The following is a 23,049-nucleotide window of genomic DNA, read 5'->3' as shown; positions in this document are numbered from 1 at the left end:
CAGGCACCCTCAGCTGCCTTGATCCGGTATTTGTTGTAAGCCGGCAGCGCGATCGCGGCGAGGATGGCGATGATGGCCACGACGATCATCAACTCGATGAGTGTAAAGCCGTAGTTGCTGCGGTTCATGGCGATGCATCCCAAATGTGCGGCGCGCACTCCCACTTTAAGCAAGGGTTGTGCCACTCCGGCCCGCTACTTCCGGCCCCGCCGAGCGAGGCTGCCTCAGTCGGGAAATAGAGCCCAAAAAAAGCCCCTCTCGCGAGGGGCTTTGGTCTTGCGGGTGTAGGCCTGATAGCGAAACTTACGGGGCAACGCCCGGCTTGCCGCAGGTGGCCGAATCATTGTTGCAAGTGGTGGTCTTGACGCCGGGACCCTTAGGGGTGAAGACGGTGGTGCCGGTGATGACAGCCAGGGCGGCGGTCGGAGCGGTGCAGGCCTTGGCCTTCGGCGGGTCAACCGTCATGCTCGACATCAGCGCGGCCACGGCGGAGTTCATGTAGGCCTTGGCTTCGGCCTGGCAGGCGCCTTCGGCCGAGCTGATGCGGTAGTTGTTGTACGCCGGCAGCGCGATGGCGGCCAGGATGGCGATGATCGCGACCACGATCATCAGTTCGATCAGGGTGAAGCCTTGCTGCTTGTTCATGGTGTATCCCCTAGGGTTGGTTGGGTGGTTCACGTGCCGTGTTGCCCGCCGGTTACCGGTCCCGACTACGGGCGGTGACACGTGCGGAAGTTATAACGCAGGATTCATGCCAATTGCGGTCATGCCGGCATGGGTGGCGGTTTTGTGGTCGCCATCACGGAAGGCGGCACAAGTGCCAAGGGGAGTGTATGGCATTTGACGTCGCAAAGTGACGCATAAGGTCGCTTTGCGCTGCCGGGTGGGGCCTGCGTGACGGGCTGGGCTGCCCGGCTTCAGGTCGCCGTCATCGGGCTGTGTGGACGAGCGGGCACTGGGGGGTTCCGCCTTTGCCAGAAACGCCGTTTCCCGACAGGCTTTGCAATCCGGAACTGCCGCTCCGCTGCACTGCCTTGTCGCACTTGGACGCGACGTGGCAACCGGTTATGGTTCCAGCAATATGAGTATTCCCGCCCGCAGCCCCCAAGCCAACGCCCCGATCTGCGCCCTGGTGGTCGATGACGAGCGCGACATCCGTGAGCTGCTGGTGCTGACCCTGGGGCGGATGGGGCTGAAGTGCGACACGGCCTCGTCCCTCCACGACGCGCGCGCGCTGCTCAAGCGCAACCAGTACGCGCTGTGCCTGACCGACATGCGCCTGAGCGACGGTTCCGGCATCGAGCTGGTGCAGGAGATTTCCCAGCTGTACGCGCAGACGCCGGTGGCGATGATCACCGCGTTCGGCAACCAGGAGGCGGCGGTGGGCGCGCTGAAGGCGGGCGCGTTCGATTTCGTCAGCAAGCCGGTCGACCTGGCGGTGCTGCGCGGGTTGGTGCAGCACGCGCTGAAGCTGGGGCCGGCGGCGCCAGCCGGCGAGGACGCGCCCAAGCGGGCGCCGGTGGCCGGTGCGGTGGCCTCGCGGCTGCTGGGGCAGTCCGCGGCGATGGCCGAGCTGCGCGCCACGCTGACCAAGGTGGCCCGCAGCCAGGCGCCGGTCTATATCGCCGGCGAATCCGGTGTCGGCAAGGAGCTGGTGGCCCGCACCATCCATGACCAGGGCATGCGTGCGGCCGCACCGTTCGTGCCGGTCAACTGCGGCGCGATCCCGACCGAACTGATGGAAAGCGAGTTCTTCGGCCATCGCAAGGGCGCCTTCACCGGCGCCCACGCCGACAAGACCGGCCTGTTCCAGGCGGCCGAGGGCGGCACCCTGTTCCTGGACGAGATCGCCGAGCTGCCGATGTCGATGCAGGTGAAGCTGCTGCGCGCGATCCAGGAGAAGTCGGTGCGGCCGGTGGGCGCCAATACCGAGGTGCCGGTGGACGTGCGGATCCTGTCCGCCACCCACAAGGACCTGGCCGCGCTGGTGGAGGAGGGCAGGTTCCGCCACGACCTGTACTACCGCATCAACGTCATCGAGCTGCGGGTGCCGCCACTGCGCGAGCGTCGCGAGGACCTGCCCGTGCTGGTGGACGCCATCCTCACCCGCCTGGCCACAGCGCAGGGCCGGCTGCGGCCGGAGCTGCACTCCGACGCAATGGAGGCGCTGGCGCACTACACCTTCCCCGGCAACGTGCGCGAGCTGGAGAACATCCTCGAACGCGCCTTCGCCCTGGCCGACGACGACGGCATCCGCGCCGCCGACCTGCGCCTGCCCGAAGCCCGTCCGGCGCCGCCGTCGCTGGCCGCGCAGGCCAGTGCAGCGGCCGCCACCCTCGACCCCAGCCTGATCGATCCGCGCGAATCCGCCAGCAGCGCGCTGCCGGGCTTCATCGAGGAAATCGAGCGCAAGGCGATCGAGCAGGCGTTGGTCGACAACCGCTACAACAAGACCAAGGCCGCCGCCCAGCTGGGCATCACTTTCCGCGCCCTGCGCTACAAGCTGAAGAAGCTGGGCATCGACTGACCCAGCGGTGCGGCGTCGCGCATGCCGGGCTCAGGCGGTATCGATCGCGCGCTCGCCGGCCAGGCGGATGCGGAAGCAGGCGCCGCCGGCGGGGAGGGCGACATGGCTGAGGTCGGCCTGGTTGGCCAGGCACATTTCGCGGGCGATGTAGAGGCCCAGTCCGGTGCCGAGGCTGGAGGTGGTGAAGAACGGGTGGAACAGCTGGCCGGCGACGGCTTCGGGAATGCCGGGGCCGCGGTCAATCACGTCCAGCAGCGGCGCGCCCCTGGCGTCGCGGTGCACGTGCAGCGACACGCGCGCGGGTTCGCCGGGCATGCGGCCGTAGACCAGGGCGTTGTGCACCAGCACGGTGACGATTTGCTGCAGCTGCCGGCGATCGACCAGGCAAGGTAGCGGGCGGCCGTCGGTGCGGGCGTCCAGGGTGTCGCGGTCGAGCGGGTGGCTGTTGCGGTAGTCGGCGACGAAATGGCGCGCGAATTCGCCCAGGTCCACGTGTTCCGGCTGGGCGCGTTCGCGCCGGGCCAGGCCCAGCACGTTCTCGACGATGCCGTTCATGCGCCGGGTCTGCTGGTAGATGATTTCCAGCAAGCGGCGGTCGGCTTCCGGGATATCGCGGGATTCCTCCAGCAGCTGGGTGGCGTAGCTGATCGCCGCCAGCGGGTTGCGGATCTCGTGCGCCAGGCTGGCGGAAAAACGGCCCAGGGTGGCAAGGGTCAGGCTTTCCGCGCGCCGCGATGCCAGTTCGGCATCGTCCAGGAACACCAGCACCTGGTCGCCCTCGGCCAGCAGGCGGGCGAAGCGCGGCAACACTTCGGGCAGATCCGAAGCCAGCTGCATCGGGGTGGGGTCGTTGTGGCCGTCGCGCTCCCAACGCCGCAGCCGCGCCTCCAGCGCCGGCGCGGCGGTGGCCAGCAGGCGCCGGCCCTGGCCGGCGTCGCCCAACTGCAGCATGGCGGCCTCGTTGGCGAGGCGGATCTCGTCGTCGCCGTCCACCAGCAGCACGCCGGTGCGCATGCGGCGGATGATCAGCTCGTTGACTTCGGCCAGGTTGGCGACCTGGCTGCCGCGCTGTTCGGCCAGCGCCTGGCTGGCGCGCAGCTGGCGCCCGAGCAGGCTGGTAAGGGTGGCCAGGGCCAGGTAGCTGGTGGCGTACATCACCACCTCCACCGCCGGCCGGCCTTCGTCCTCGCCCACGGCCACGCTCCAGGCGTACTGCAAGAGCAGCGCCAGGCTGGCGGCGCCGGCCACCGCCAGGCCGCGACGCATCGGCAGCAGCAGGGCGGCGGCGCCGACGTTGAAAAGCAGCATCATGGCGATGCTGGAGGCCAGCGACGGCAGCGCATGCATGGCCAGCGCGGTGACCAGGACGTCGCCGGCCACCCCGGCCGCAACCTGGGTTTCCACCGCCCCGCGCCGGCCGGTGGCGAACAGCACCGCCGCGCCCAGCAGATAAGCCAGCGCCACCGCGGCAGCCAACTGCGGATGGCGCGGCTGGGCCAGCAGCTCGCCGACCGGGCCGAACACGGTCAGGCACAGCAGCGCTGCCTCGAACACCCGGTACAGGGTGAAGAAATAGAGTTCCCGCCGGATCTCGGCGTGGTGGACCGAACGGGCGTCGGCGGTCGCGGCGTCGGGCGGGGCCATGGGGGCCGAGTATGCGGGATGCGACGGGGATCGAAGCATGCGGCGGCGCAACACGTTAAAATGCCCGGCCGCCCGCGCCGGACCGGTTCCACCGGCCGCGCGGAGCGTTCCAGCCGTTATCGGCAAATTCCTCCCCGGGTGATCCATGAATTTCCACGAGTACCAGGCGAAGCAGTTGTTTGCCGATTACGGCATTGCGGTTCCGGCCGGGCGCGTTGCGTCCAGCGCCGACGAAGCGGTCGAGGCGGCCAAGTCCTTGGGCAACGGCCCCTGGATGGTCAAGGCGCAGATCCATGCGGGCGGCCGCGGCAAGGCCGGCGGCGTGAAGTTCTGCAAGACCACCGACGACGTGCGGGCCGCGGCCGGCAAGATGCTCGGCACCAAGATGGCCACCTACCAGTCCGCGGGCGTGGCCCTGCCGGTCAACCAGGTGCTGGTCACCACCGCCGGCGAGATCGTCAAGGAGCTGTACCTGTCGCTGCTGGTCGACCGCGACCGCAAGGCGATCACCTACATCGTCTCCAGCGAGGGCGGCGTCGACATCGAAGAAGTCGCCGCCAACACCCCCGAGAAGATCCACACCCTGGTCGTCGACTACGTCGAAGGCCTGCAGCCCTACCAGGGACGCGAGATCGGCTTCAAGATGGGTCTGACCGCCAAGCAGTCCAACCAGCTGGCCGGCATCATGGGCGGGCTGTTCAAGCTGTTCAATGACAAGGACCTGTCGCTGGTCGAGCTGAACCCGCTGGCGATCCTGGACGACCAGAACCTGTACGCGCTGGACGGCAAGGTCAACTCCGACGACAACGCCACCTTCCGCCACAAGGACCTCGCCGCCATGCGTGACACCACGCAGGAAGACGAGACCGAGGTGAAGGCCAGCGAGCATGACCTGAACTACGTGACCATGGACGGCAACATCGGCTGCATGGTCAACGGCGCTGGCCTGGCGATGGCCACCATGGACGTGATCGCGCTCAATGGCGGCTCGCCGGCCAACTTCCTCGACGTCGGCGGCGGCGCCACCAAGGAGCGCGTGACCGAGGCGTTCAAGCTGATCCTGTCCAGCGACAAGGTGAAGGCGATCTTCGTCAACATCTTCGGCGGCATCGTCCGCTGCGACATGATCGCCGAGGGCATCATCGCGGCGGTCAAGGAAGTGGACGTCAAGGTGCCGGTGGTCGTGCGCCTGGAAGGCACCAACGTCGAGGCGGGCAAGAAGCTGCTGGCCGAATCCGGCCTGGCCATCACCCCGGCCGACGACATCAACGACGGTGCCCGCAAGGCCGTCGCCGCTGTTGCCAAGGCGGCCTGATCGGCGGAGCGGTTTTTTCAGCCCCCTTGAGTCAAGGGGGCAACCGCGACGCGAAGCGGCGCGGTGGGGGTTGTGGAGGCACGTAGTGGCGGACAGGGAGATCCACCCTTGTCCGATGCGTCCGAAGCAGCCGATATCCGAACAGCGAAGGAACTTCCAGAAATGTCCGTCTTGATCAACAAGAACACCAAGGTGATCGTGCAGGGCTTCACCGGCCAGCAGGGCACCTTCCACGCCACCCAGATGGTGGAATACGGCACCCAGGTCGTCGGCGGCGTCACGCCCGGCAAGGGCGGCACCACCCACATCGAGCTGCCGGTGTTCAACACCGTGGCCGAAGCCGTGGCCTCCACCGGCGCCGACGCCTCGGTGATCTACGTGCCGCCGCCGTTCGCGGCCGACGCGATCCTGGAAGCGGCCGCGGCCGGCATCAAGGTCATCGTCTGCATCACCGAGGGCATCCCGGTGCTGGACATGCTGCGCGTCAAGAACGTGCTGAAGCAGCATCCGGACGTGGTGCTGGTGGGCCCGAACTGCCCCGGCATCATCACCCCGGGCGAGTGCAAGATCGGCATCATGCCGGGCCACATCCACATGCCGGGCAAGATCGGCATCGTCAGCCGCTCGGGCACGCTGACCTACGAAGCCGTGAAGCAGACCACCGCTGCGGGCCTCGGCCAGTCCACCGTCATCGGCATCGGCGGCGACCCGATCAACGGCCTGAACTTCGTCGACTGCCTGAAGTTGTTCAACGAAGACCCGCAGACCGAAGGCATCATCATGGTCGGCGAGATCGGCGGTGCGGCGGAAGAAGCCGGCGCCGAGTACATCAAGCAGCACGTCAAGAAGCCGGTGGTCGGCTTCATTGCCGGCGCCTCGGCCCCCAAGGGCAAGCGCATGGGCCACGCGGGTGCGATCGCCTCCGGTGGCTCCGGCACGGCTGAAGGCAAGTTCGCGGCGATGGAAGCCGCGGGCGTGACCACCGTGAAGTCGCCGGGCGATCTGGGCGCGGCCATCGCGGCGCGCCTGGCCAAGTAAGCCAGCGCTTCATCCGCACGACGCAAAGGCCGCCTCCGGGCGGCCTTTGTCGTTTCCGCAGCGGGTATTCCGCGCGATGCGCAAACGCCGCAGCGGCGGGCAAAAAAACGGCGACCTTGCGGTCGCCGTTCCTGTTTAGCTGAGGTGCTCGAAGCTTATTGCGCCGGCTCCGGCGCGGCTTCTGCGGCGGGTTCGGCCACCGGCAGCGTCGAGCCTGGCGTGGCCTGCATCACCGGCGCGGACACCGCCACCGGCGCCGCCTCGCTGTTGCCGGCGTTGATCGGCAGCAGCGGCACGATCATCAGCGCCACGATGTTGATGATCTTGATCAGCGGGTTCACCGCGGGGCCTGCGGTGTCCTTGTAGGGATCGCCGACGGTATCGCCGGTCACCGCGGCCTTGTGCGCCTCGGAGCCCTTGCCGCCGAAGTGGCCGTCCTCGATGTACTTCTTGGCGTTGTCCCAGGCGCCGCCGCCGGTGGTCATCGAGATCGCCACGAAGATGCCGGTGACAATGGTGCCGATCAGCAGCCCGCCCAGCGCCTGCGGGCCCAGCGCCAGGCCCACCACCACCGGCACCGCGACCGGCAGCAAGGAGGGCACGATCATTTCCTTGATCGCCGACTTGGTCAGCATGTCCACGGCGCGGCTGTAGTCCGGCTTGGCGGTGCCTTCCATGATGCCCTTGATGTCGCGGAACTGGCGGCGCACTTCCTCCACCACGCTGCCCGCCGCGCGGCCGACGGCTTCCATCGCCATCGCACCGAACAGGTAGGGAATCAGGCCGCCGATCAGCAGGCCGATGATGACCATGTGGTTGGACAGGTCGAAGGTGAAGCTGACGCCCGGATGCGCGGCCTGCAGGTTGTGGGTGTAGTCCGCGAACAGCACCAACGCGGCCAGCGCTGCCGAACCGATGGCGTAGCCCTTGGTCACCGCCTTGGTGGTGTTGCCCACCGCGTCCAGCGGGTCGGTCACCGCGCGCACTTCCGGCGGCAGCTCGGCCATCTCGGCGATGCCGCCGGCGTTGTCGGTGATCGGGCCATAGGCGTCCAGCGCCACGATCATGCCGGCCATCGACAGCATGGCGGTGGCGGCAATCGCGATCCCGTACAGCCCGCCCAGTTCGAACGCACCGAGGATCGAGGCGCACACCGCCAGCACCGGCAGCGCGGTCGACTTCATCGACACGCCGAGGCCGGCGATGATGTTGGTGCCGTGGCCGGTAGTGGAGGCCTGCGCGACGTGCTTGACCGGCTTGTACTGGGTGCCGGTGTAGTACTCGGTGATCCACACGATCACGCCGGTCAGGACCAGCCCGATCAGCGCGCACCCGTACAGGTTCATCGCGGGGATGTACCCCTCGCCACCCATCAGCTGGGTGGTGATCGGGTAGAACGCCACCGCCGCCAGTACGCCGGAGACGATCACGCCGCGGTACAGCGCCCCCATGATGTTGGGGTTGCTGCCGCTGACCTTCACGAAGAACGTGCCGATGATCGAAGCGATGATCGAGGCGCCGCCCAGCACCAGCGGGTACAACACCGCGTGCGGGCCCACCGTGGCGACCATCAGCCCGCCCAGCAGCATGGTGGCGATGACGGTGACCGCGTAGGTCTCGAACAGGTCGGCGGCCATGCCGGCGCAGTCGCCGACGTTGTCGCCGACGTTGTCGGCGATCACCGCCGGGTTGCGCGGGTCATCCTCGGGAATGCCGGCTTCGACCTTGCCCACCAGGTCGGCGCCGACGTCCGCGCCCTTGGTGAAGATGCCGCCGCCCAGGCGCGCGAAGATCGAGATCAGCGAGCTGCCGAACGCCAGCCCGACCAGCGCGTGCAGCGCTTCCTCCGGCTTGGCGTTGAGATAGCCGGTGAGCAGGCTGTAGTAGCCGGCCACGCCCAGCAGGCCCAGCCCCACCACCAGCATGCCGGTGATCGCGCCGCCCTTGAAGGCGACGTCCATCGCCGGACCGATGCCGCTGCGGGCGGCTTCGGCGGTGCGCACGTTGGCGCGCACCGAGACGTTCATGCCGATGTAGCCGGCTGCGCCCGAGAGCACCGCGCCGATCAGGAAACCGATCGCGGTATGCCAACCGATGAAGATCCCGATCAGCGCCAGCAGCACCACGCCGACCACGGAAATCGTCGTGTACTGGCGGTTGAGGTAGGCGCGCGCGCCTTCCTGGATCGCGCCGGCGATCTCCTGCATGCGCTCGTTGCCCGCGGGTTGTTTGTTGATCCACGCAGCGGCCCAAAGGCCATAGAGGATCGCGATCACGGCGCTGGCCAGCGCCAACACCAAACCATATTGCTCCAGCATGAAACCCCTCCCCGGAGTGTTCGAATGGAAGACATCAGGTTGTCGTGCCCACCCGTGGGCGGGCGACGTCCGACTATCGCATACACGACCGGCGGGCGTGAGCCGCCGCGCGAGGGCCGGGGCGGAGGCCCATCGCGTTCGGCCCCGCGCAGGCCCGGATGACGGCCCGATTCAGCCGGTGCGTGCCAGTCTGGCCATCCGATCCGTGTTGCCGAGGCTGTTCCGATGGTGCGACTGCACACGTTCTGCGCCGGCCTGCTCGCCGCGTCCTTGGCCATTGCGGGCGATCGTGCCCCGGAAATCCAGCGCGCCCCCGCCGCGCCACAGGCCGTGGGCGTGGCGCACACCCTGCGCACCATTCCCGAAGCCTGCGCGCGGCTGGAAGGCCGCTTCACCGGCGATGCCGCCGCGCCCTACGCGCTGGCCACGGTGCGCACCGGCGCGCGCTGCCAGTCCCGCGCGGCGTTGCGGCAGCAGGCGCCCAAGGGGGGCGCGGCGGGGTGGGTGCTGAACGATCTGATCCGCGTGCCCAGTGCGGCCTGCCCGTCGCAACAGGCAATGGTGCGGGTGTGGCGCAAGCCGGCAGGCAACGCTGCGCCGAAAATGGATGCGCAGGGCAAGGCCCGCGTCTACCTCAAGGACGGACTGGACGCCGCGGCGGCAGGCCAGCTGGCGGCAATCCCGCAATACGCGGTGGCCATGGCGGTGGAAGGCAAGGACTGCCGCTGAGCCCGGCTCAGTCCGGCACCACCACCCGCTTCAGCTTGCTGCCGGCGCCGGTCTTGATGGCGATGGTCGACTTCGCGCAGCCGAAAGTGCGCGCCACCAATTCGATCAATTCCGCATTCGCCTTGCCATCGACCGGCGGCGATTTCAGCTGCGCCAACCAGGTGCCGTCGTCCTGCCGGGTGAGCGCGGAAACGCGGCTGTTGGGCTTGGCTTTGACCTGCAGGATCGGCATGCGCGCAAGCATCGCACGTAGCGGACATGTGCAAAAAGCAAACGCCCGGTCAGGCCGGGCGTTCGCGGTAAACCGTGTTGCGAAGGAGCGTGGTCAGTCGCCGACCTTGAGCGTGCCGCCCTTGCCCAGGCCGCCCTTGACCTGCTGCGGCTTGTAGTCGCGCATGGCGCGCACCAGGTTGTTGTAGGCCTCGCCGAAGGCGGCGGCGATGGTCTTGCCTTCCGCGGTGTTGCTGTAGCCGCCCAGCGCGCCGAAGCCGCTGCCGCCAAAGCCGCCACCGCCGAGGCCGAAGCTGGTCTTCTTGGCCGCGCCCATCGCCACGCCGATCTGCACGCCGGAACGGTTGTCGATCATGGTCAGCATGGTTTCGGCCTTGCCGAACTTCAGCCCGCCGGCCAGCGCGCCGACCGCGCCCAGTGCGCCGCCGAAATGGCCCAGCGCGCCGCCGATGCCGCCAGCGTTCTTCTGCGAGAAGTTGATGCTGGGGCTGACGGTGTAGTCGGCCGCAACCATCTGGCCCTTGCCGAAGTTGCTGCCGCCGCGGATTTCGCCGCTGTCCTGCAGCGCGCGCTCCTGCATCATGTTCTGCATTGCGCGGCCGCGTTCCACCACCACGAAGCAGTTGGACTGCTGGATCAGCATGCGGATTACCGGCACCGTCGACGGCAGGCGCATGTCGGTGGTGAGGTAGCGGTACCAGTCGCCTTCCTGTTCCTCGACCACCGCAATCGTGCCCATCGGCTCGTCACAGGATTCGAGGTTGGCACCGGTGTTCTGTGCATTGGCACCGCCGGCGGAGCCCTGCGGGTCATTCTTCTTCTTGCTGAACTGCGCCTGCGCGGGCGAGCTGGCAACAGCCAAGGCCAGGACGGCGGCGGCGGCGAAAGCAATCTTCATGGTGTCCCCGTTGAATGTGATGGGCGTCGCGAAATGCGCGCGGTGATGAGTTTAAACCGGAGGCGGTCAGTCGCTCCAGCCCGGAAGCCGGCGACGCACCTGCCGCAGTTTGGGTACAACGTAATCCGGCAGCCCATCCCGGCCAAACGGCGGGTAGGCTTCCCCTGCAACCAGCGGGGTCAGGTAGCGGCGCGCGGCCGCGGTGATGCCATGGCCGTCCGCGCGGATGAAGCCTTTCGGCATGGTTTTCTCGTGGTTGGCGATGCGCGCCAGCGGGGCGATGTCGATATGCCAGCGATAAGGTGCGTCGCTGTCGCGGACGATCACCGGCATCACCGCGTTCTGGCCGGACAGCGCGCAATCCACCGCGGCCCGACCCACCGCCAGCGCCTGTTCCAGGTCGGTGGCGCTGGCCAGGTGGCGGGCCGAGCGCTGCAGATAGTCGGGAAGCGCCCAGTGCACCTTGTAGCCCAGCGCATCCTTGACCCGCCCGGCCAGGTGCGACGCCACCCCGCCCAGCTGGGTGTGGCCGAAGCTGTCCTTGCCGCCGCCGGCGTCGGCCACGAACGTGCCGTCGCCGGTGCGGATGCCCTCGCTGGCGACCACCACGCAGTAGCCGACGCGCTTGACCACGGCGTCCACGCGGGACAGGAAATCCACCTCGTCGAACGGCCGCTCGGGAAACAGGATCAGGTGCGGCGCCTCGTCCCTGCCTTCGCCGGCCAGTCCCGCCGCCGCTGCCAGCCAGCCGGCGTGGCGGCCCATCGCCTCGTAGACGAACACCTTGGTGGAGGTTTCCGCCATTGCCGCCACGTCCAGCGCGCATTCGCGCACCGACACCGCGGTGTACTTCGCTGCCGAGCCGAAACCGGGGCAGCAGTCGGTCACGGCAAGGTCGTTGTCCACCGTCTTCGGCACGCCCACGCAGGTCAGCGGGTAGCCGAATTCCGAGGCCAGCTGCGAGACCTTCAGGGCGGTGTCGGCTGAATCGTTGCCACCGTTGTAGAGGAACCAGCGCACGTCGTGGGCGCGGAACACCTCCAGCAGGCGTTCGTACCTGGCGCGGTCGTCGGCCAGCGACTTGAGCTTGAGCCGGCAGCTGCCGAACGCGCCGCCGGGCGTATGTGCCAGGCCTTTGATCTCGGCGGCGGTCAGGGTGGAGGTATCCAGCAGCTCTTCGCGCAGCGCTCCGAGGATGCCGTTGCGGGCGGCCAGCACCGGCACCTTGCGGGCGCGGGCGGCCTGCAGCACGGCCGAGGCGGTGGCGTTGATTACGGCGGTGACGCCGCCGCTCTGGGCGTACAGCAGGGTGCCGGCGGGCATGGAAAATCCTTCGGAATGGGTCTGAGACGGCGGCCGGATGCGTTAAGCTGACCGGGTAGCGGGGGTTCGGGTGCAGTCTAACGCCGCCCCGCCTGTCCATTACTGGAGTGATTCGATGCGATTGGTTCTGTTGGGCGCGCCGGGTTCCGGCAAGGGCACCCAGGCGACGCGACTCAAGGAACATCTGCAGGTTCCGCACATTTCCACCGGCGACCTGCTGCGCGCCGAAGTAGCCGCCGGCACCCCGCTGGGGCTGCAGGCCAAGGAAGTGATGGCGCGCGGCGATCTGGTCAGCGACGAGATCCTGCTGGGCATGCTGCGCTCGCGCTTCTCGCAGGAAGATACCCGCGCCGGCTTCATCCTCGACGGCTATCCGCGCAACCTCGCGCAGGCCGCCGCGCTGGACGAGCTGCTGGCCAGCCTGGGCCAGAAGTTCGATGCCGCGGTGCAGCTGGCGGTGGACAACGAGCAGATCATCGAGCGCCTGGCCGGCCGCGCCAAGGCCGAGGGCCGCGCCGACGACACCCCCGAATCGGTGCGCCACCGCCTGAATGTGTACGACGAGAAGACCGCGCCGGTGATCGACTATTACCGCCAGCACGGCCAGCTGACCGTGGTGGACGGCGTCGGTTCGCTGGACGATGTGTTCGCCCGCATTGTCGAGGCGATTCAACCCGGGCACGACGTCGGCTGAAGCCGGCGCAACGTGGGGCGTGCGACCCGCGATGAGCGGGTCGGCGGGGCACCGGCCCCGCAACCAAGCGAGTATCGGGGAGCGACTTGCGGGGCCGGTGCCCCGCCGATCTGCTCCCCTCCCGGAGCAGTCAGATGAAACTCCACATCCTCGGCATCGCCGGCACCTTCATGGGCGGCGTGGCCGCGCTGGCGCGCGAACTCGGCCATGCCGTAGAAGGCAGCGACGCCAACATCTATCCACCGATGTCCACCCAGCTGGAGCAGCTGGGCATTGCGCTGCAGCAGGGTTATGCCGCCGGCAACATCGCCGGCGATTGCGATGAAATCATCGTCGGCAACGCCCTTTCGCGCGGCAACCCGGCGGTGGAGCACGTGCTCGATGCCGGGCTGAAGTACACCTCCGGCGCGCAGTGGCTGAGCGAGCGCGTATTGCCCGGCCGCGACACCCTGGCGGTGGCCGGCACCCACGGCAAGACCACGACGACGACCATCCTGGCCTACCTGCTGCAGGCCGCGGGCCGCGAGCCCGGTTTCCTGATCGGCGGCGTGGCCGAGGACTTCGGCGTGTCGGCGCGGGTGGGCACGGGCCGCGAATTCGTGGTCGAGGCGGACGAGTACGACACCGCCTTCTTCGACAAGCGCAGCAAGTTCGTCCACTACCGTCCGCTGGTCGCCATCCTCAACAACCTGGAATACGACCACGCCGACATCTTCCCGGACGTGGCAGCGATCCAGCGCCAGTTCCACCATCTGGTGCGCACCGTGCCCGGTCGCGGACGGCTGATCGTCAACGGCCACGACGCGCACCTGCGTGAAGTGCTGGCGATGGGCTGCTGGACGCCGATGGAGCGGTTCGGCTTCGATGCCGCGTTCGAATGGAGCGCGCGCAAGCTGGCCGAAGACGGCAGTCGCTTCGCGGTGCTCCACGCTGGCGCCGAGCTTGGTGTCGTCGACTGGCCGCTGTTGGGCGACCACAACGTGCTGAACGCGCTGGCCGCGCTGGCGGCCTGCGCGGCCGTGGGCGTGGATGTCGCGACGGTCATGCCGGCGCTGTCGGGCTTCCATAGCGTGAAGCGACGGCTGGAGGTGATCGGCGCGGGCAACGGCATCACCGTCTACGACGACTTCGCCCACCATCCCACCGCCATCGCGACCACGCTCGCTGGCCTGCGGGCGAAGGTCGGCGATGCCCGCATCGTGGTGGCGATGGAGCCGCGCAGCAATTCGATGCGCCTGGGCGCGCACGCCGATGCGCTGGCGCCGTCGCTGGACCTGGCCGACACGGTGGTGTTCCTGGCCCGGCCGGAGCTGCCATGGGATGCCGGCAAGGTGATCGCGGCGCTGCGCGGGGAAGGTCATGCCGTGGCCGACGCCGATGCGCTGCTGTCTGCGCTGGGCGGAATCGTGCGCACCGGCGACCACGTGGTGTTCATGTCCAACGGCGGCTTTGACGGCGCGCCGCGCAGGTTTTTTGCCGCGCTCTGAATCCTCGTTCTGAATCCTTCTCCCGCATACGGAGAGAAGGAATCAGGCCTCAGCGCGGATGCGCCAGCACCCGTAGCGCCGGCGGATCGCCCAGTGCCTGCAGGTCCGCCGGCAGCGCATGCGCCGGCGGATCGGGCTTCCACAGGTTCAGCAGGTACAGCCGGCGACGCAGCTGCATCACGTCATAGCGCGCCACCCACAGCGTGCTGCCGTCGTCCAGCCGCACCGGGCCCGGCCAGATGCGCAGTACTTCGATGCGTTCGGGATTCCCGCGATCCACGCGCCGCAGCAGCAGCCGTTCGGGATGCGCGTCCAGCGCCAGCGGCAGCACCGGGCGCTGTGCCGGCGACAGGTCGTCATCCAGCAGCCCGAGCGCTGCCACCCAGTCCGCTGCCGGTTGCACCCGCCAGCCCCGCGCCTGCAGGCGTTGCCGCAGCAGTTCGATGTCGCCGGCGATTTCCAGGTCGAAGCGCTGGTGATCCTCGCCGAGCCCCTGCGCCTGCCAGCTGCGCGCCTCCAGTACCTGCGCGGGCGGCGGCGGCTCGAACTGCGCCAGCGTCTGCGGCGCACTGTGCGGCGCGTACCAGAGCGCGGCGAGCAGGAAGCTGCCGTAGAAGGTCCAGCCCAGCGGCCGCATCCAGAACGAGCGCTCGCTGTGGCTGCGGTAGGCGATGCCGATCAGCAGTACCCACAGCGCGCCCAGCAGCACGCCGCCGACGATGTCCGACAGCCAGTGCGCGCCCAGGTACAGGCGGGCGAAGCCGACCAGCGCAGTGGCAATGCCGGTGAGCAGGTAGGGCCAGACACGCTGCCGGCCCGGCAGCTCGCGTGCGATCAGCACCGCGAAGAAGCCGAACACCACCGTGGTCATGGTCACCGCCACCGACGGGAAGCCGAAACCCGCCGCGGCGGTGGGCGGGCGCGGCATGTCGACCAGCGCCTCCAGCCCTTCGGTCAGCCCCAGCCCCACCGCGATGGCGATCAGCCAGTGCACCGCCGCCTTCCAGCGCCGCCGCCACAGCAGCCACAGCATCGCCGCCATCGAGGCCAGCCCCAGCACGGGCGCGCTGCCGATCGCCGCCAGCGTGGCCATCATCCGGTCGGCCAGCGGATTGCGCAGGGCGAACATCAGCGCGTGCACGTCGTGGTCGATCAGCAGCGGCCCGCCGCGCAGCATCAGCGATGCGCTGAACCACGCCCACAGCCACGACACCGCGAACAGGCAGACCGCGAGCAGCAGCAGCGGTGCCGATTCCGGGCGACGGCGGTCGATCAGCGCCGCGGCGTAGCGGCCCAGCAGCGGATGCCGGCGGCTCCAGCGCAGCAGCCGCGCCAGCAGGCTGTCGGCGTTCATCGCGAACCAGCGCCAGCTGTACAGCACCACCGCCCAGGCCAGCGCCAGCGCCGCCAGCAGGCCCAGCAGCACCAGCGCCAGTTTGTCGGCCACCGCGGCCACGGCATCGTAGGCCTGGCCCAGCGCCCAGCCCGGCAGCAGGAACAGCACCGCCCACGACAGGCAGGCCACGCCGCTGGCCTGCAGGTAGCGCGGCAGCGGCATCCGCGACATGCCGGCGATGGCGGGCACGAACGGCCGCACCGCGCCCACGTAGCGGGCGATGAAGATGCTCTTGACCGCGTTGCGCCGGAACAGCGCCTCGCCGCGGTCCAGCAGCTGCGGATAGCGGCTGAACGGCCACACCCCGCGCAGCGCGTTGCCCCAGCGGCGGCCGATCCAGTAGCTCAGGCTGTCGCCGGCGAAGGCGCCCAGCGCGGCGCAGGCCACCGCGTAGGGGCCTGCGATCTCGTCCATCCCGATCAGCACGCCGATGGCGATCATCAGCGGCAGCGCCGGCACGATGGCGCCCAGCACGATGACCGCGTCGCTGAACGCGATCAGGAAGATCAGCAGGCCGGCCGCCTGCGGGTGCGCGCCGATCCACGCGACGATGTTGTCGAACCACGCGCTTTGCATCGGCGGATTATAGGTGGCGGAGGCTACACTTCCGTTCGTCGCCAACACGGTGAATGCGCATGACCACGCTTTCCGGCAAGACCCTGTTCATCACCGGCGCCTCGCGCGGCATCGGCCTGGCCATCGCGCTGCGCGCCGCGCGCGACGGCGCCAATGTCGCCATCGTCGCCAAGTCGGACGTGCCCAATCCCAAGCTGCCCGGCACCATCCACAGCGCCGCGCGCGCCGTCGAGGAGGCGGGCGGTCGCGCGCTGGCGCTGAAATGCGACATCCGCGAAGAAGACGAGGTGCGCGCCGCGGTGGCCGCCACCGTCGATGCCTTCGGCGGCATCGACATCCTGGTCAACAACGCCAGCGCGATCTGGCTGCGCGGCACGCTGGACACGCCGATGAAGCGCTTCGACCTGATGCAGCAGGTCAACAGCCGCGGCAGCTTCCTGTGCGCGCAGGCCTGCCTGCCGCATCTTCTGGACGCGCCCAACCCGCACATCCTCACCCTGTGCCCGCCGCCCTCGCTGGAACCGAAGTGGTGGGGCCCGCACACCGCCTACACGCTGGCGAAGATGGGCATGAGCTTCGTCACGCTGGGCCTGGCCGCTGAATTCGGCCCGCGCGGCGTGGCGGTGAACGCGCTGTGGCCACGCACCCTGATCGCCACCGATGCGCTGAACATGATCCCCGGCGTTGCCGCCGGCAACGGCCGCAAGCCCGAGATCATGGGCGACGCCGCGCACGCCGTGCTGACCCGCGAGGCCGCCGGCTTTTCCGGCAACTTCCTGATCGACGACCAGGTGCTGCGCCAGGCCGGCATCGGCGACCTGTCCGGCTACGCGCAGGACCCGTCGATGCCGCTGCTGCCGGATCTCTACATCGATCCCTGAACCGGGCTTCGTGGGATCATCTTGCGATCCCCCCGAACGGAATCCCGCCATGAAATACCTGCACACGATGGTGCGCGTGCGCGATGTCGCAGCGTCGCTGCGCTTCTACTGCGAAGGCCTGGGCCTGCGCGAAACCCGCCGCATGGAAAACGAAGCGGGCCGCTTCACCCTGATCTTCCTCGCCGCCGACGAAAGCCCGGACGCGGAGATCGAGCTGACCTGGAACTGGGACGCCGACGAGGACTACGGCAGCGCCCGCAACTTCGGCCACCTTGCGTTCCGCGTCGCCGACATCTACGCCACCTGCCAGCACCTGCTGGACATGGGCTACACCATCAACCGTCCGCCGCGCGACGGCCACATGGCGTTCGTGCGCTCGCCGGATCTGATCTCGGTGGAGCTGCTGCAAGACGGCCACCTGCCGCCGCAGGAGCCGTGGGCGTCGATGCCGAACACGGGGGCCTGGTGAGATGGCCCGCGACACGAGCGTGGAGGAGCTTCTGGCACTGGGTCGCGACGTGCTGCTGCCGGTATACCGCCAGCGCGAGATGATCCTGGAGCGCGGGCAGGGTGCGCGTGTCTGGGACAGCGAAGGCGGCGAGTACGTGGACTTCGGCGCCGGCATCGCCGTCTGCAGTCTCGGCCACTGCAACCCCGAGCTGACCGCCGCACTGGTGGAGCAGGCCGGCAGGCTCTGGCATACCAGCAACGTGTTCTACAGCGAGCCGCCGCTGCGGCTGGCGCAGGAACTGGTGGCGGCCTCGCGCTTCGCCGAGCGCGCCTTCCTGTGCAATTCCGGCGCCGAGGCCAACGAGGCGGCGATCAAGCTGGTGCGCAAATGGGCCGCATCGCACGGGCGCGGACCGGAGCGCCGCGTCATCGTCACCTTCCGCGGCAGCTTCCACGGCCGCACGCTGGCGGCGGTCACCGCTACCGCGCAACCCAAGTACCAGGAAGGCTTTGATCCGCTGCCTGGCGGTTTCCGCTACGTCGATTTCAACGACATCGCCCAGCTGGAGGCGGCGATGGTCGGCGGCGACGTGGCCGCGGTGATGCTGGAGCCGGTGCAGGGCGAGGGTGGGGTGATGCCGGCCGCGCCCGGTTACCTGCAGGCGGTGCGCGCGCTGTGCGACCGGCACGACGCGCTGCTGGTGCTGGACGAGATCCAGTGCGGCATGGGCCGCAGCGGCGCGCTGTTCGCGCACTGGCAGGACGGCGTCACGCCCGACATCGTGACGCTGGCCAAGGCCTTGGGTGGCGGCATGCCGATCGGCGCGCTGCTGGCCGGTCCCAAGGTCGCGCAGGCGATGCAGTTCGGCGCCCACGGCACCACCTTCGGCGGCAACCCGCTGGCATCGGCGGTGGCGCGCGTGGCGCTGCGCCGGCTGGGATCCGCCGAGATCGCCGCCAACGTGGCGAAGCAGTCGCAGGCGATCCGCGACGGTATCGAAGCGATCAACCGCGACCTCGGTCTGTTCGCCGAGGTGCGCGGCCGCGGCCTGATGCTGGGCGCGGTGCTGAAGCCGGAACATGCAGGCAAGGCCGGCGCGATCGGTGACCTTGCCGCGGCACATGGCCTGCTTTTGTTGCAGGCCGGGCCGGACGTGCTGCGTTTCGTGCCGGCGCTCAACATCGGCGATGCCGATGTCGCGGAAGGGTTGGCGCGGCTGCGCAAGGCGCTGGAGGTGTTCGTCGCCGGCTGAGCCCCTCAGCCCAGCGCCTGCCGGAAGTCGGCGATCAGGTCGTCGCCGTCTTCCAGACCCACCGACACCCGCAGCAGGTTCTGCGGCGACCGCGGGTTCGGGCCTTCCACCGAGGCGCGGTGTTCCACCAGCGATTCGCAGCCGCCCAGCGAGGTGGCATTGGTGAAGATGCGCAGCCTGCCGGCCACTGCCAGCGCGGCTTCGCGGCCGCCGCGCAGCTCGACGCTCAGCATCGCGCCGAAATCTCGCATCTGCTTCGCGGCCACGGCATGGCCCGGATGCGTGGGCAACCCCGGCCAGTTCACCCGTTCCACCGCAGGATGCGTGGCAAGGAATTCGGCCAGCTTGCGTGCGTTCGCGCAATGCATCGCCATGCGCGCGCCCAGCGAGCGGCAGCCGCGCAGGATCAGCCAGGCGCTGAACGGTGCCAGCACCGCGCCGGTGACGTGCAGGCGGTGTGCCACCTTGTTCGCGAATCCGTCGTCGCGGGCGAATACCAGCGCGCCGCCCAGCACGTCGCTGTGGCCACCGAAATACTTGGTGGTGGAGTGCATCACGATGTCGGCGCCCAGCGCCAGCGGGCGCTGCAGCAGCGGGGTGGCGAAGGTGTTGTCGACGACCGCCAGCGCACCGGCCGCGTGGCCGATGTCCGCGAGCGCTGCGATGTCGCAGACCTTCAGCAGCGGGTTCGACGGCGTTTCGATCCACAGCATCGCCAGCGGCGTGGCGCAGGCCGCGCGCACCGCGTCGAGATCGGCCATGTCCACGGTTTCGACCACCAGCCCGCGCTCCGGCAGGAACTCGTTGAAGAGCATGCGCAGGCCGCTGTAGCAGTCGTCGGGGAACAGCACCCGGCTGCCGGCCGGCAACGATTCCAGCGCGGTGGTCATCGCCGCCATGCCCGATGCGAAGGTCAGCGCGGTCGCGCCGCCTTCCAGCGCGACCAGCGCTTCGCGCAGGCGGTCGTTGGTGGGATCGCCCTCGCGCTGGTATTCGTAGCCGGCGATGCGCTCGCCAGCGGGACCATGGCGGAAGGTGGTGGCCAGGTGGATCGGCGGCGCCACCGCGCCGGTGGCGGGGTCGGCATGGTTGCCGGCGTGGACGGCGAGGGTGCAGGGACGGTGCGTGGTCATCGCTAACCTCAGTCGTGTGGGGGCAGGGCTTCGCCGCATTTGCGGCAGAACCAGGCGTCGTCGTCGTGTTCGCCCAGGCTGCACTGCGGGCAGCGCAGTTGCACGCGGCCACGCGAACGCATGGTGCGGGCCAGCTCGGCGCTGTAGATGCCGGTCGGCACCACGATGATGCTGTAGCCGATGATGATGAGCATGGAGGTGAGGAAGCGCCCCGGCCCGGTGGCTGGGGACAGGTCGCCGTAGCCCACGGTCGCCATCGTCACCACCGCCCAGTACATGCCGGTGGGGATGCTGACGAAGCCGTGTTCCGGGCCTTCCACCACGTACATCAGCGCGCCGAAGATCACCGCGATGGTGAGCAGGGTCAGCACGAAGATCAGGATCTTGCGCCGGCTGCGGATCAGCGCGTGGGTCAGCATGCCGGCTTCGTCGGAATACTTGACCAGCTTGAGCACGCGGAAGATGCGCAGCAGCCGCAGGATGCGGATCACCGTCAGCGACGCGCTGGCGGGGAACAGCAGCGACAGGAAGGTCGGCAGGATCGCCAGCAGGTCGACGATGCCGAGGAAGCTGCGCGCATAGTGCGTCGGCTCCCGCACCACCCACATCCGCGCCGCGTATTCCAGCGCGAACAGGAGGGTGAAGATCCACTCGGCAACGTACAGCTGGAAGTGCCAGCGCGCCTTGACCTCCGGGTCGCTGTCCAGCAGCACCACCAGCACGCTGGCCAGGATCACCCCGATCAGCGCGAGGTCGAAGTTCCGCTCGCCGCGGCTCTCGTGGTGGAACATCAGCCGGTACAGCTGGAAGCGCCACCCTTTGCGGCTGGCGGGCTGAAGGGTGGGGGCAAAGAAATCGCCTCCGCCCGAACCCGCCTGAGGCTTGTCGTCCACGACGCCGGTCAGATCGCGGCGAAGGCGGCGCGCGCCGCGTCGATGGTGGTGGCGATCACGTCGTCGTCGTGCGCACCGGACATGAAGCCGGCCTCGAACGCGCTGGGCGCAAGGTATACGCCGCGCTCGCGCATCGCGTGGAAGAAGCGGTTGAACGCGGCGCTGTCGCAGGCCATCGCCTGGTCAAAGGTGTCCACCTTTTCCGCGCTGAAGAACATGCCGAACATGCCGCCCACGCGCTGGGTGGTGAAGGCGACGCGGGCATCGCGCGCGGCGGTCTCCAAGCCATCACACAGCGCGTTGGTCTTCGCTTCGAGCGCATCGTAGAAACCGGGGGCCTGCACCAGCTCCAGCATCGCCAGGCCCGCCGCCATCGCCACCGGATTTCCACTCAGCGTGCCGGCCTGGTAGATCGGGCCGCTCGGCGCGATCTGCTGCATCAGTTCGCGGCGGCCGCCGTAGGCGCCTACCGGCATGCCGCCGCCGATCACCTTGCCGAAGGTGGACAGGTCCGGCATCACTGCGTAGCGCGCCTGCGCGCCGCCCAGCGCAACCCGGAAGCCGGTCATCACCTCGTCGAAGATCAGCAAGCTCCCGTGCTGCGTGCACAGGGCGCGCAGATGCTGCAGGTAGCCGTCGCGCGGCGGCAGGCAATTGGCGTTGCCAACCACCGGTTCGATGATGAGCGCGGCGATCTCGCCACCGCACTCGTCGAACAGGCGCGTTGCCGCTTCGAAATCGTTGTACGGCAGCGTCAGGGTGAGGTCGGCCAGCGCCTTGGGCACCCCCGGCGAGGTCGGCACGCCGAAAGTCAGCGCGCCGCTGCCGGCCTTGACCAGGAACGAGTCGCCATGGCCGTGGTAGCAGCCCTCGAACTTGACGATGCGGCTGCGGCCGGTGGCGCCACGCGCCAGCCGGATCGCCGACAGCGTGGCCTCGGTGCCGGAGTTCACCATGCGCACCATCTCGCAGCTGGGGATCAGCCGCGCGATGGTCTCCGCCATCGTCACTTCCAGCGGATTGGGCGTGCCGAAGCTGAGGCCGTTGCGGGCGGTTTCGACCACCGCCTCCAGCACCTTCGGGTGGTTGTGGCCGACGATCATCGGCCCCCACGACCCCACGTAGTCGATGTAGCGGTTGCCATCCACGTCGAACAGATACGGGCCGTCCGCGCGCTGCACGAAGAACGGCTCGCCGCCCACCGACTTGAACGCACGTACCGGCGAATTGACGCCGCCGGGCATCAGTTGCTGGGCGCGGGAAAACAGGTCGTGGGAGCGTTCGGTGCTGATCGGCATGGCGGGTCTTCGGAAGTGGTGTGGGGTGGCGGGCGGCTTCCGCCATCCGGTGCAGGATGGGACAATCGCGGCCCGCCCGCCAATTATCGCCCCGATGTCGACTCCCGGTCCCGATCGTCCCTATCGCAGCTGGATGTGCGTGGTCTGCGGCCACGTCTATGACGAGGCGCAAGGGGCCCCGGAAGACGGCATTGCGCCGGGCACGCGCTGGGAAGACGTGCCGGACACGTGGACGTGCCCGGACTGCGGCGTGACCAAGGACGACTTCGAACTCTACGAAGGCTGATCGCCTTCGTCCGCGGATCGCGTCAGCGTGCTGCCGTCGGGATGCCGCGGCCGAAGGTCAGCGTGGCGCCGTCCTGCAGCTTGAGCTTCTCCGCCTGTCCGGCATTGAGTTCGAGCACATAGCGCGCGGGCGCGTTGCTGGGATAGGACGGGCAGGCATCGCCCAGCGAGCAGGGCGGCACGTCGCGCTGCTGGGCCACCAGCTTGCGGTCGTTGTCGAAGTACAGGATGTCCAGCGCGATCTTGGTGTTCTTCATCCAGTACGCCTGCGGCTCCTGCGCGTCGTGGATGAACAGCATGCCGCGGTCATCGGCCATCGCGTCGCGGAACATCAGGCCGCGTGCGCGCTCGGCATCGTCGTCCGCCAGCTCCACGGAAAAGCGCTGCCCGGCCAGCTCCACCCAGGGCTGGCTGGCGCCGGCGCAGCCGGACATCGCGCAGGCGAGAAGCGGAAGAAGGACGATGCGGCGCATGGGCGGGTTCCTGCAGATCGAAAGCGCGCACCTTGCGCGCGATGCACGCGATTCGTCAACACGTCAAGACTTCCCAATCGATCGAATGGGGTGCAAGATGCGCCCCCTTGCCGCTGCGGATGAATGCGGAGGCGGGGCAGGGAAGTGAGGCGATCCGGGTGTTGACAGAGGTTGTAACCCGGGTATGATTCGCGGCCCTCCTGCAGA

At 68.8% G+C, this 23,049-nt stretch carries 20 protein-coding genes and 2 pseudogenes; 10 read left to right on the top strand and 12 right to left on the bottom strand.

Annotated elements, in window-relative coordinates; genetic code table 11:
- Positions 1-25: 25 nt before the first annotated feature.
- Positions 26-128: pseudogene (locus tag E5S66_RS13660) on the bottom strand (prepilin-type N-terminal cleavage/methylation domain-containing protein); the annotation flags it as partial.
- A gap of 418 nt (positions 129-546) precedes the next feature.
- A pseudogene (locus tag E5S66_RS13590) lies at positions 547-645 on the bottom strand (prepilin-type N-terminal cleavage/methylation domain-containing protein); the annotation flags it as partial.
- A 436-nt stretch (positions 646-1,081) separates the two neighbouring features.
- Here E5S66_RS13590 and E5S66_RS11800 point away from each other — a divergent pair.
- The gene (locus E5S66_RS11800; RefSeq protein WP_138349503.1) at positions 1,082-2,527 is read left to right on the top strand and encodes a sigma-54-dependent transcriptional regulator; all 1,446 of its coding nucleotides are present in this window, start codon (positions 1,082-1,084) and stop codon (positions 2,525-2,527) included.
- A 30-nt stretch (positions 2,528-2,557) separates the two neighbouring features.
- Here the strand turns inward: E5S66_RS11800 and E5S66_RS11795 are convergent, their stop codons facing one another.
- Entirely contained in the window at positions 2,558-4,171 is a 1,614-nt protein-coding gene (locus E5S66_RS11795; protein WP_138349501.1) for a sensor histidine kinase, read from the bottom strand.
- Positions 4,172-4,316: 145 nt separating this feature from the next.
- Between E5S66_RS11795 and sucC the strand changes: the two genes are divergently transcribed.
- Together sucC and sucD are read left to right on the top strand one after the other, a co-directional pair.
- Entirely contained in the window at positions 4,317-5,486 is a 1,170-nt protein-coding gene (gene sucC / locus E5S66_RS11790) for an ADP-forming succinate--CoA ligase subunit beta (protein ID WP_138349499.1), read from the top strand.
- 162 nt (positions 5,487-5,648) lie between these two features.
- Entirely contained in the window at positions 5,649-6,524 is an 876-nt protein-coding gene (gene sucD, locus E5S66_RS11785) for a succinate--CoA ligase subunit alpha (RefSeq protein ID WP_138349497.1), read from the top strand.
- A 155-nt stretch (positions 6,525-6,679) separates the two neighbouring features.
- Here the strand turns inward: sucD and E5S66_RS11780 are convergent, their stop codons facing one another.
- Positions 6,680-8,842 carry a sodium-translocating pyrophosphatase gene (locus tag E5S66_RS11780; RefSeq protein ID WP_138349495.1) on the bottom strand — a complete coding sequence of 721 codons (2,163 nt, stop codon included), beginning with the start codon at positions 8,840-8,842 and terminating at the stop codon, positions 6,680-6,682.
- Between the two features lie 225 nt (positions 8,843-9,067).
- On the opposite strand from E5S66_RS11780, the gene E5S66_RS11775 reads away from it, so the two are divergent.
- A complete protein-coding gene (locus E5S66_RS11775) occupies positions 9,068-9,571 on the top strand; it encodes a hypothetical protein (protein ID WP_246037229.1) in 504 nt (167 codons plus the stop codon).
- A gap of 7 nt (positions 9,572-9,578) precedes the next feature.
- Here the strand turns inward: E5S66_RS11775 and E5S66_RS11770 are convergent, their stop codons facing one another.
- The 3 genes from E5S66_RS11770 to E5S66_RS11760 all read right to left on the bottom strand — a co-directional run bounded on the left by E5S66_RS11770 (position 9,579) and on the right by E5S66_RS11760 (position 12,023).
- Positions 9,579-9,803, bottom strand: a complete 225-nt coding sequence (locus E5S66_RS11770) for a DUF167 domain-containing protein (RefSeq protein ID WP_138349493.1) — start codon at positions 9,801-9,803, stop codon at positions 9,579-9,581.
- Positions 9,804-9,896: 93 nt separating this feature from the next.
- A complete protein-coding gene (locus E5S66_RS11765; RefSeq protein WP_138349491.1) occupies positions 9,897-10,700 on the bottom strand; it encodes a CsgG/HfaB family protein in 804 nt (267 codons plus the stop codon).
- A 66-nt stretch (positions 10,701-10,766) separates the two neighbouring features.
- Positions 10,767-12,023 (bottom strand): 6-phosphofructokinase, encoded by a 1,257-nt coding sequence (locus E5S66_RS11760; protein ID WP_138349489.1) that lies wholly within the window; start codon positions 12,021-12,023, stop codon positions 10,767-10,769.
- Positions 12,024-12,138: 115 nt separating this feature from the next.
- Between E5S66_RS11760 and E5S66_RS11755 the strand changes: the two genes are divergently transcribed.
- Positions 12,139-12,717 carry an adenylate kinase gene (locus E5S66_RS11755; protein ID WP_138349488.1) on the top strand — a complete coding sequence of 193 codons (579 nt, stop codon included), beginning with the start codon at positions 12,139-12,141 and terminating at the stop codon, positions 12,715-12,717.
- 134 nt (positions 12,718-12,851) lie between these two features.
- Positions 12,852-14,204, top strand: coding sequence for a UDP-N-acetylmuramate:L-alanyl-gamma-D-glutamyl-meso-diaminopimelate ligase (gene mpl, locus E5S66_RS11750; protein WP_138349486.1), 1,353 nt, complete (start codon positions 12,852-12,854; stop codon positions 14,202-14,204).
- A 49-nt stretch (positions 14,205-14,253) separates the two neighbouring features.
- Here mpl and E5S66_RS11745 read toward each other — a convergent pair whose 3' ends face one another.
- Entirely contained in the window at positions 14,254-16,176 is a 1,923-nt protein-coding gene (locus tag E5S66_RS11745; RefSeq protein ID WP_138349484.1) for a bifunctional DedA family/phosphatase PAP2 family protein, read from the bottom strand.
- A 59-nt stretch (positions 16,177-16,235) separates the two neighbouring features.
- Between E5S66_RS11745 and E5S66_RS11740 the strand changes: the two genes are divergently transcribed.
- From E5S66_RS11740 to E5S66_RS11730, 3 genes are read left to right on the top strand one after another with little or no spacing between them, the layout of a single operon-like run.
- Positions 16,236-17,057 carry an SDR family oxidoreductase gene (locus tag E5S66_RS11740; protein ID WP_138349482.1) on the top strand — a complete coding sequence of 274 codons (822 nt, stop codon included), beginning with the start codon at positions 16,236-16,238 and terminating at the stop codon, positions 17,055-17,057.
- 49 nt (positions 17,058-17,106) lie between these two features.
- Positions 17,107-17,526, top strand: a complete 420-nt coding sequence (locus E5S66_RS11735; RefSeq protein ID WP_138349480.1) for a VOC family protein — start codon at positions 17,107-17,109, stop codon at positions 17,524-17,526.
- 1 nt (position 17,527) lies between these two features.
- Positions 17,528-18,760: an acetylornithine transaminase gene (locus E5S66_RS11730; protein WP_138349479.1), complete on the top strand. Its 1,233-nt coding sequence runs from the start codon at positions 17,528-17,530 to the stop codon at positions 18,758-18,760.
- A 5-nt stretch (positions 18,761-18,765) separates the two neighbouring features.
- Here E5S66_RS11730 and E5S66_RS11725 read toward each other — a convergent pair whose 3' ends face one another.
- Genes E5S66_RS11725 through hemL form a run of 3 tightly spaced genes read right to left on the bottom strand, consistent with a single transcriptional unit; the run spans position 18,766 to position 22,084 of the window.
- Positions 18,766-19,893: a trans-sulfuration enzyme family protein gene (locus E5S66_RS11725; protein ID WP_138349477.1), complete on the bottom strand. Its 1,128-nt coding sequence runs from the start codon at positions 19,891-19,893 to the stop codon at positions 18,766-18,768.
- Between the two features lie 8 nt (positions 19,894-19,901).
- The gene (locus E5S66_RS11720; RefSeq protein ID WP_246037228.1) at positions 19,902-20,786 is read right to left on the bottom strand and encodes an ion transporter; all 885 of its coding nucleotides are present in this window, start codon (positions 20,784-20,786) and stop codon (positions 19,902-19,904) included.
- Between the two features lie 8 nt (positions 20,787-20,794).
- Positions 20,795-22,084, bottom strand: a complete 1,290-nt coding sequence (hemL, locus tag E5S66_RS11715; protein WP_425472225.1) for a glutamate-1-semialdehyde 2,1-aminomutase — start codon at positions 22,082-22,084, stop codon at positions 20,795-20,797.
- A 94-nt stretch (positions 22,085-22,178) separates the two neighbouring features.
- Here hemL and E5S66_RS11710 point away from each other — a divergent pair, with 94 nt between their 5' ends.
- Positions 22,179-22,370, top strand: coding sequence for a rubredoxin (locus tag E5S66_RS11710; protein ID WP_138349475.1), 192 nt, complete (start codon positions 22,179-22,181; stop codon positions 22,368-22,370).
- A gap of 22 nt (positions 22,371-22,392) precedes the next feature.
- Here the strand turns inward: E5S66_RS11710 and E5S66_RS11705 are convergent, their stop codons facing one another.
- A complete protein-coding gene (locus tag E5S66_RS11705; protein WP_138349473.1) occupies positions 22,393-22,842 on the bottom strand; it encodes a DUF192 domain-containing protein in 450 nt (149 codons plus the stop codon).
- Positions 22,843-23,049 lie beyond the last annotated feature (207 nt).

Origin of the sequence: Thermomonas fusca (assembly GCF_005862345.1) — a bacterium.
In the GTDB taxonomy this organism is placed as follows: Bacteria; Pseudomonadota; Gammaproteobacteria; order Xanthomonadales; family Xanthomonadaceae; genus Thermomonas; species Thermomonas fusca.
The sequence above is the reverse complement of the archived record's forward strand: the minus strand, read 5'-3'. Positions and strand labels throughout refer to the sequence as shown.

What these genes read in the sequence shown, in the direction of transcription:
- E5S66_RS11800 (WP_138349503.1), top strand. Translation starts at nt 1,082, where the DNA reads ATGAGTATTCCCGCCCGCAGCCCCCAAGCCAACGCCCCGATCTGCGCC.
- E5S66_RS11795 (WP_138349501.1), bottom strand. Translation starts at nt 4,171, where the DNA reads ATGGCCCCGCCCGACGCCGCGACCGCCGACGCCCGTTCGGTCCACCAC.
- sucC (WP_138349499.1), top strand. Translation starts at nt 4,317, where the DNA reads ATGAATTTCCACGAGTACCAGGCGAAGCAGTTGTTTGCCGATTACGGC.
- sucD (WP_138349497.1), top strand. Translation starts at nt 5,649, where the DNA reads ATGTCCGTCTTGATCAACAAGAACACCAAGGTGATCGTGCAGGGCTTC.
- E5S66_RS11780 (WP_138349495.1), bottom strand. Translation starts at nt 8,842, where the DNA reads ATGCTGGAGCAATATGGTTTGGTGTTGGCGCTGGCCAGCGCCGTGATC.
- E5S66_RS11775 (WP_246037229.1), top strand. Translation starts at nt 9,068, where the DNA reads ATGGTGCGACTGCACACGTTCTGCGCCGGCCTGCTCGCCGCGTCCTTG.
- E5S66_RS11770 (WP_138349493.1), bottom strand. Translation starts at nt 9,803, where the DNA reads ATGCCGATCCTGCAGGTCAAAGCCAAGCCCAACAGCCGCGTTTCCGCG.
- E5S66_RS11765 (WP_138349491.1), bottom strand. Translation starts at nt 10,700, where the DNA reads ATGAAGATTGCTTTCGCCGCCGCCGCCGTCCTGGCCTTGGCTGTTGCC.
- E5S66_RS11760 (WP_138349489.1), bottom strand. Translation starts at nt 12,023, where the DNA reads ATGCCCGCCGGCACCCTGCTGTACGCCCAGAGCGGCGGCGTCACCGCC.
- E5S66_RS11755 (WP_138349488.1), top strand. Translation starts at nt 12,139, where the DNA reads ATGCGATTGGTTCTGTTGGGCGCGCCGGGTTCCGGCAAGGGCACCCAG.
- mpl (WP_138349486.1), top strand. Translation starts at nt 12,852, where the DNA reads ATGAAACTCCACATCCTCGGCATCGCCGGCACCTTCATGGGCGGCGTG.
- E5S66_RS11745 (WP_138349484.1), bottom strand. Translation starts at nt 16,176, where the DNA reads ATGCAAAGCGCGTGGTTCGACAACATCGTCGCGTGGATCGGCGCGCAC.
- E5S66_RS11740 (WP_138349482.1), top strand. Translation starts at nt 16,236, where the DNA reads ATGACCACGCTTTCCGGCAAGACCCTGTTCATCACCGGCGCCTCGCGC.
- E5S66_RS11735 (WP_138349480.1), top strand. Translation starts at nt 17,107, where the DNA reads ATGAAATACCTGCACACGATGGTGCGCGTGCGCGATGTCGCAGCGTCG.
- E5S66_RS11730 (WP_138349479.1), top strand. Translation starts at nt 17,528, where the DNA reads ATGGCCCGCGACACGAGCGTGGAGGAGCTTCTGGCACTGGGTCGCGAC.
- E5S66_RS11725 (WP_138349477.1), bottom strand. Translation starts at nt 19,893, where the DNA reads ATGACCACGCACCGTCCCTGCACCCTCGCCGTCCACGCCGGCAACCAT.
- hemL (WP_425472225.1), bottom strand. Translation starts at nt 22,084, where the DNA reads ATGCCGATCAGCACCGAACGCTCCCACGACCTGTTTTCCCGCGCCCAG.
- E5S66_RS11710 (WP_138349475.1), top strand. Translation starts at nt 22,179, where the DNA reads ATGTCGACTCCCGGTCCCGATCGTCCCTATCGCAGCTGGATGTGCGTG.
- E5S66_RS11705 (WP_138349473.1), bottom strand. Translation starts at nt 22,842, where the DNA reads ATGCGCCGCATCGTCCTTCTTCCGCTTCTCGCCTGCGCGATGTCCGGC.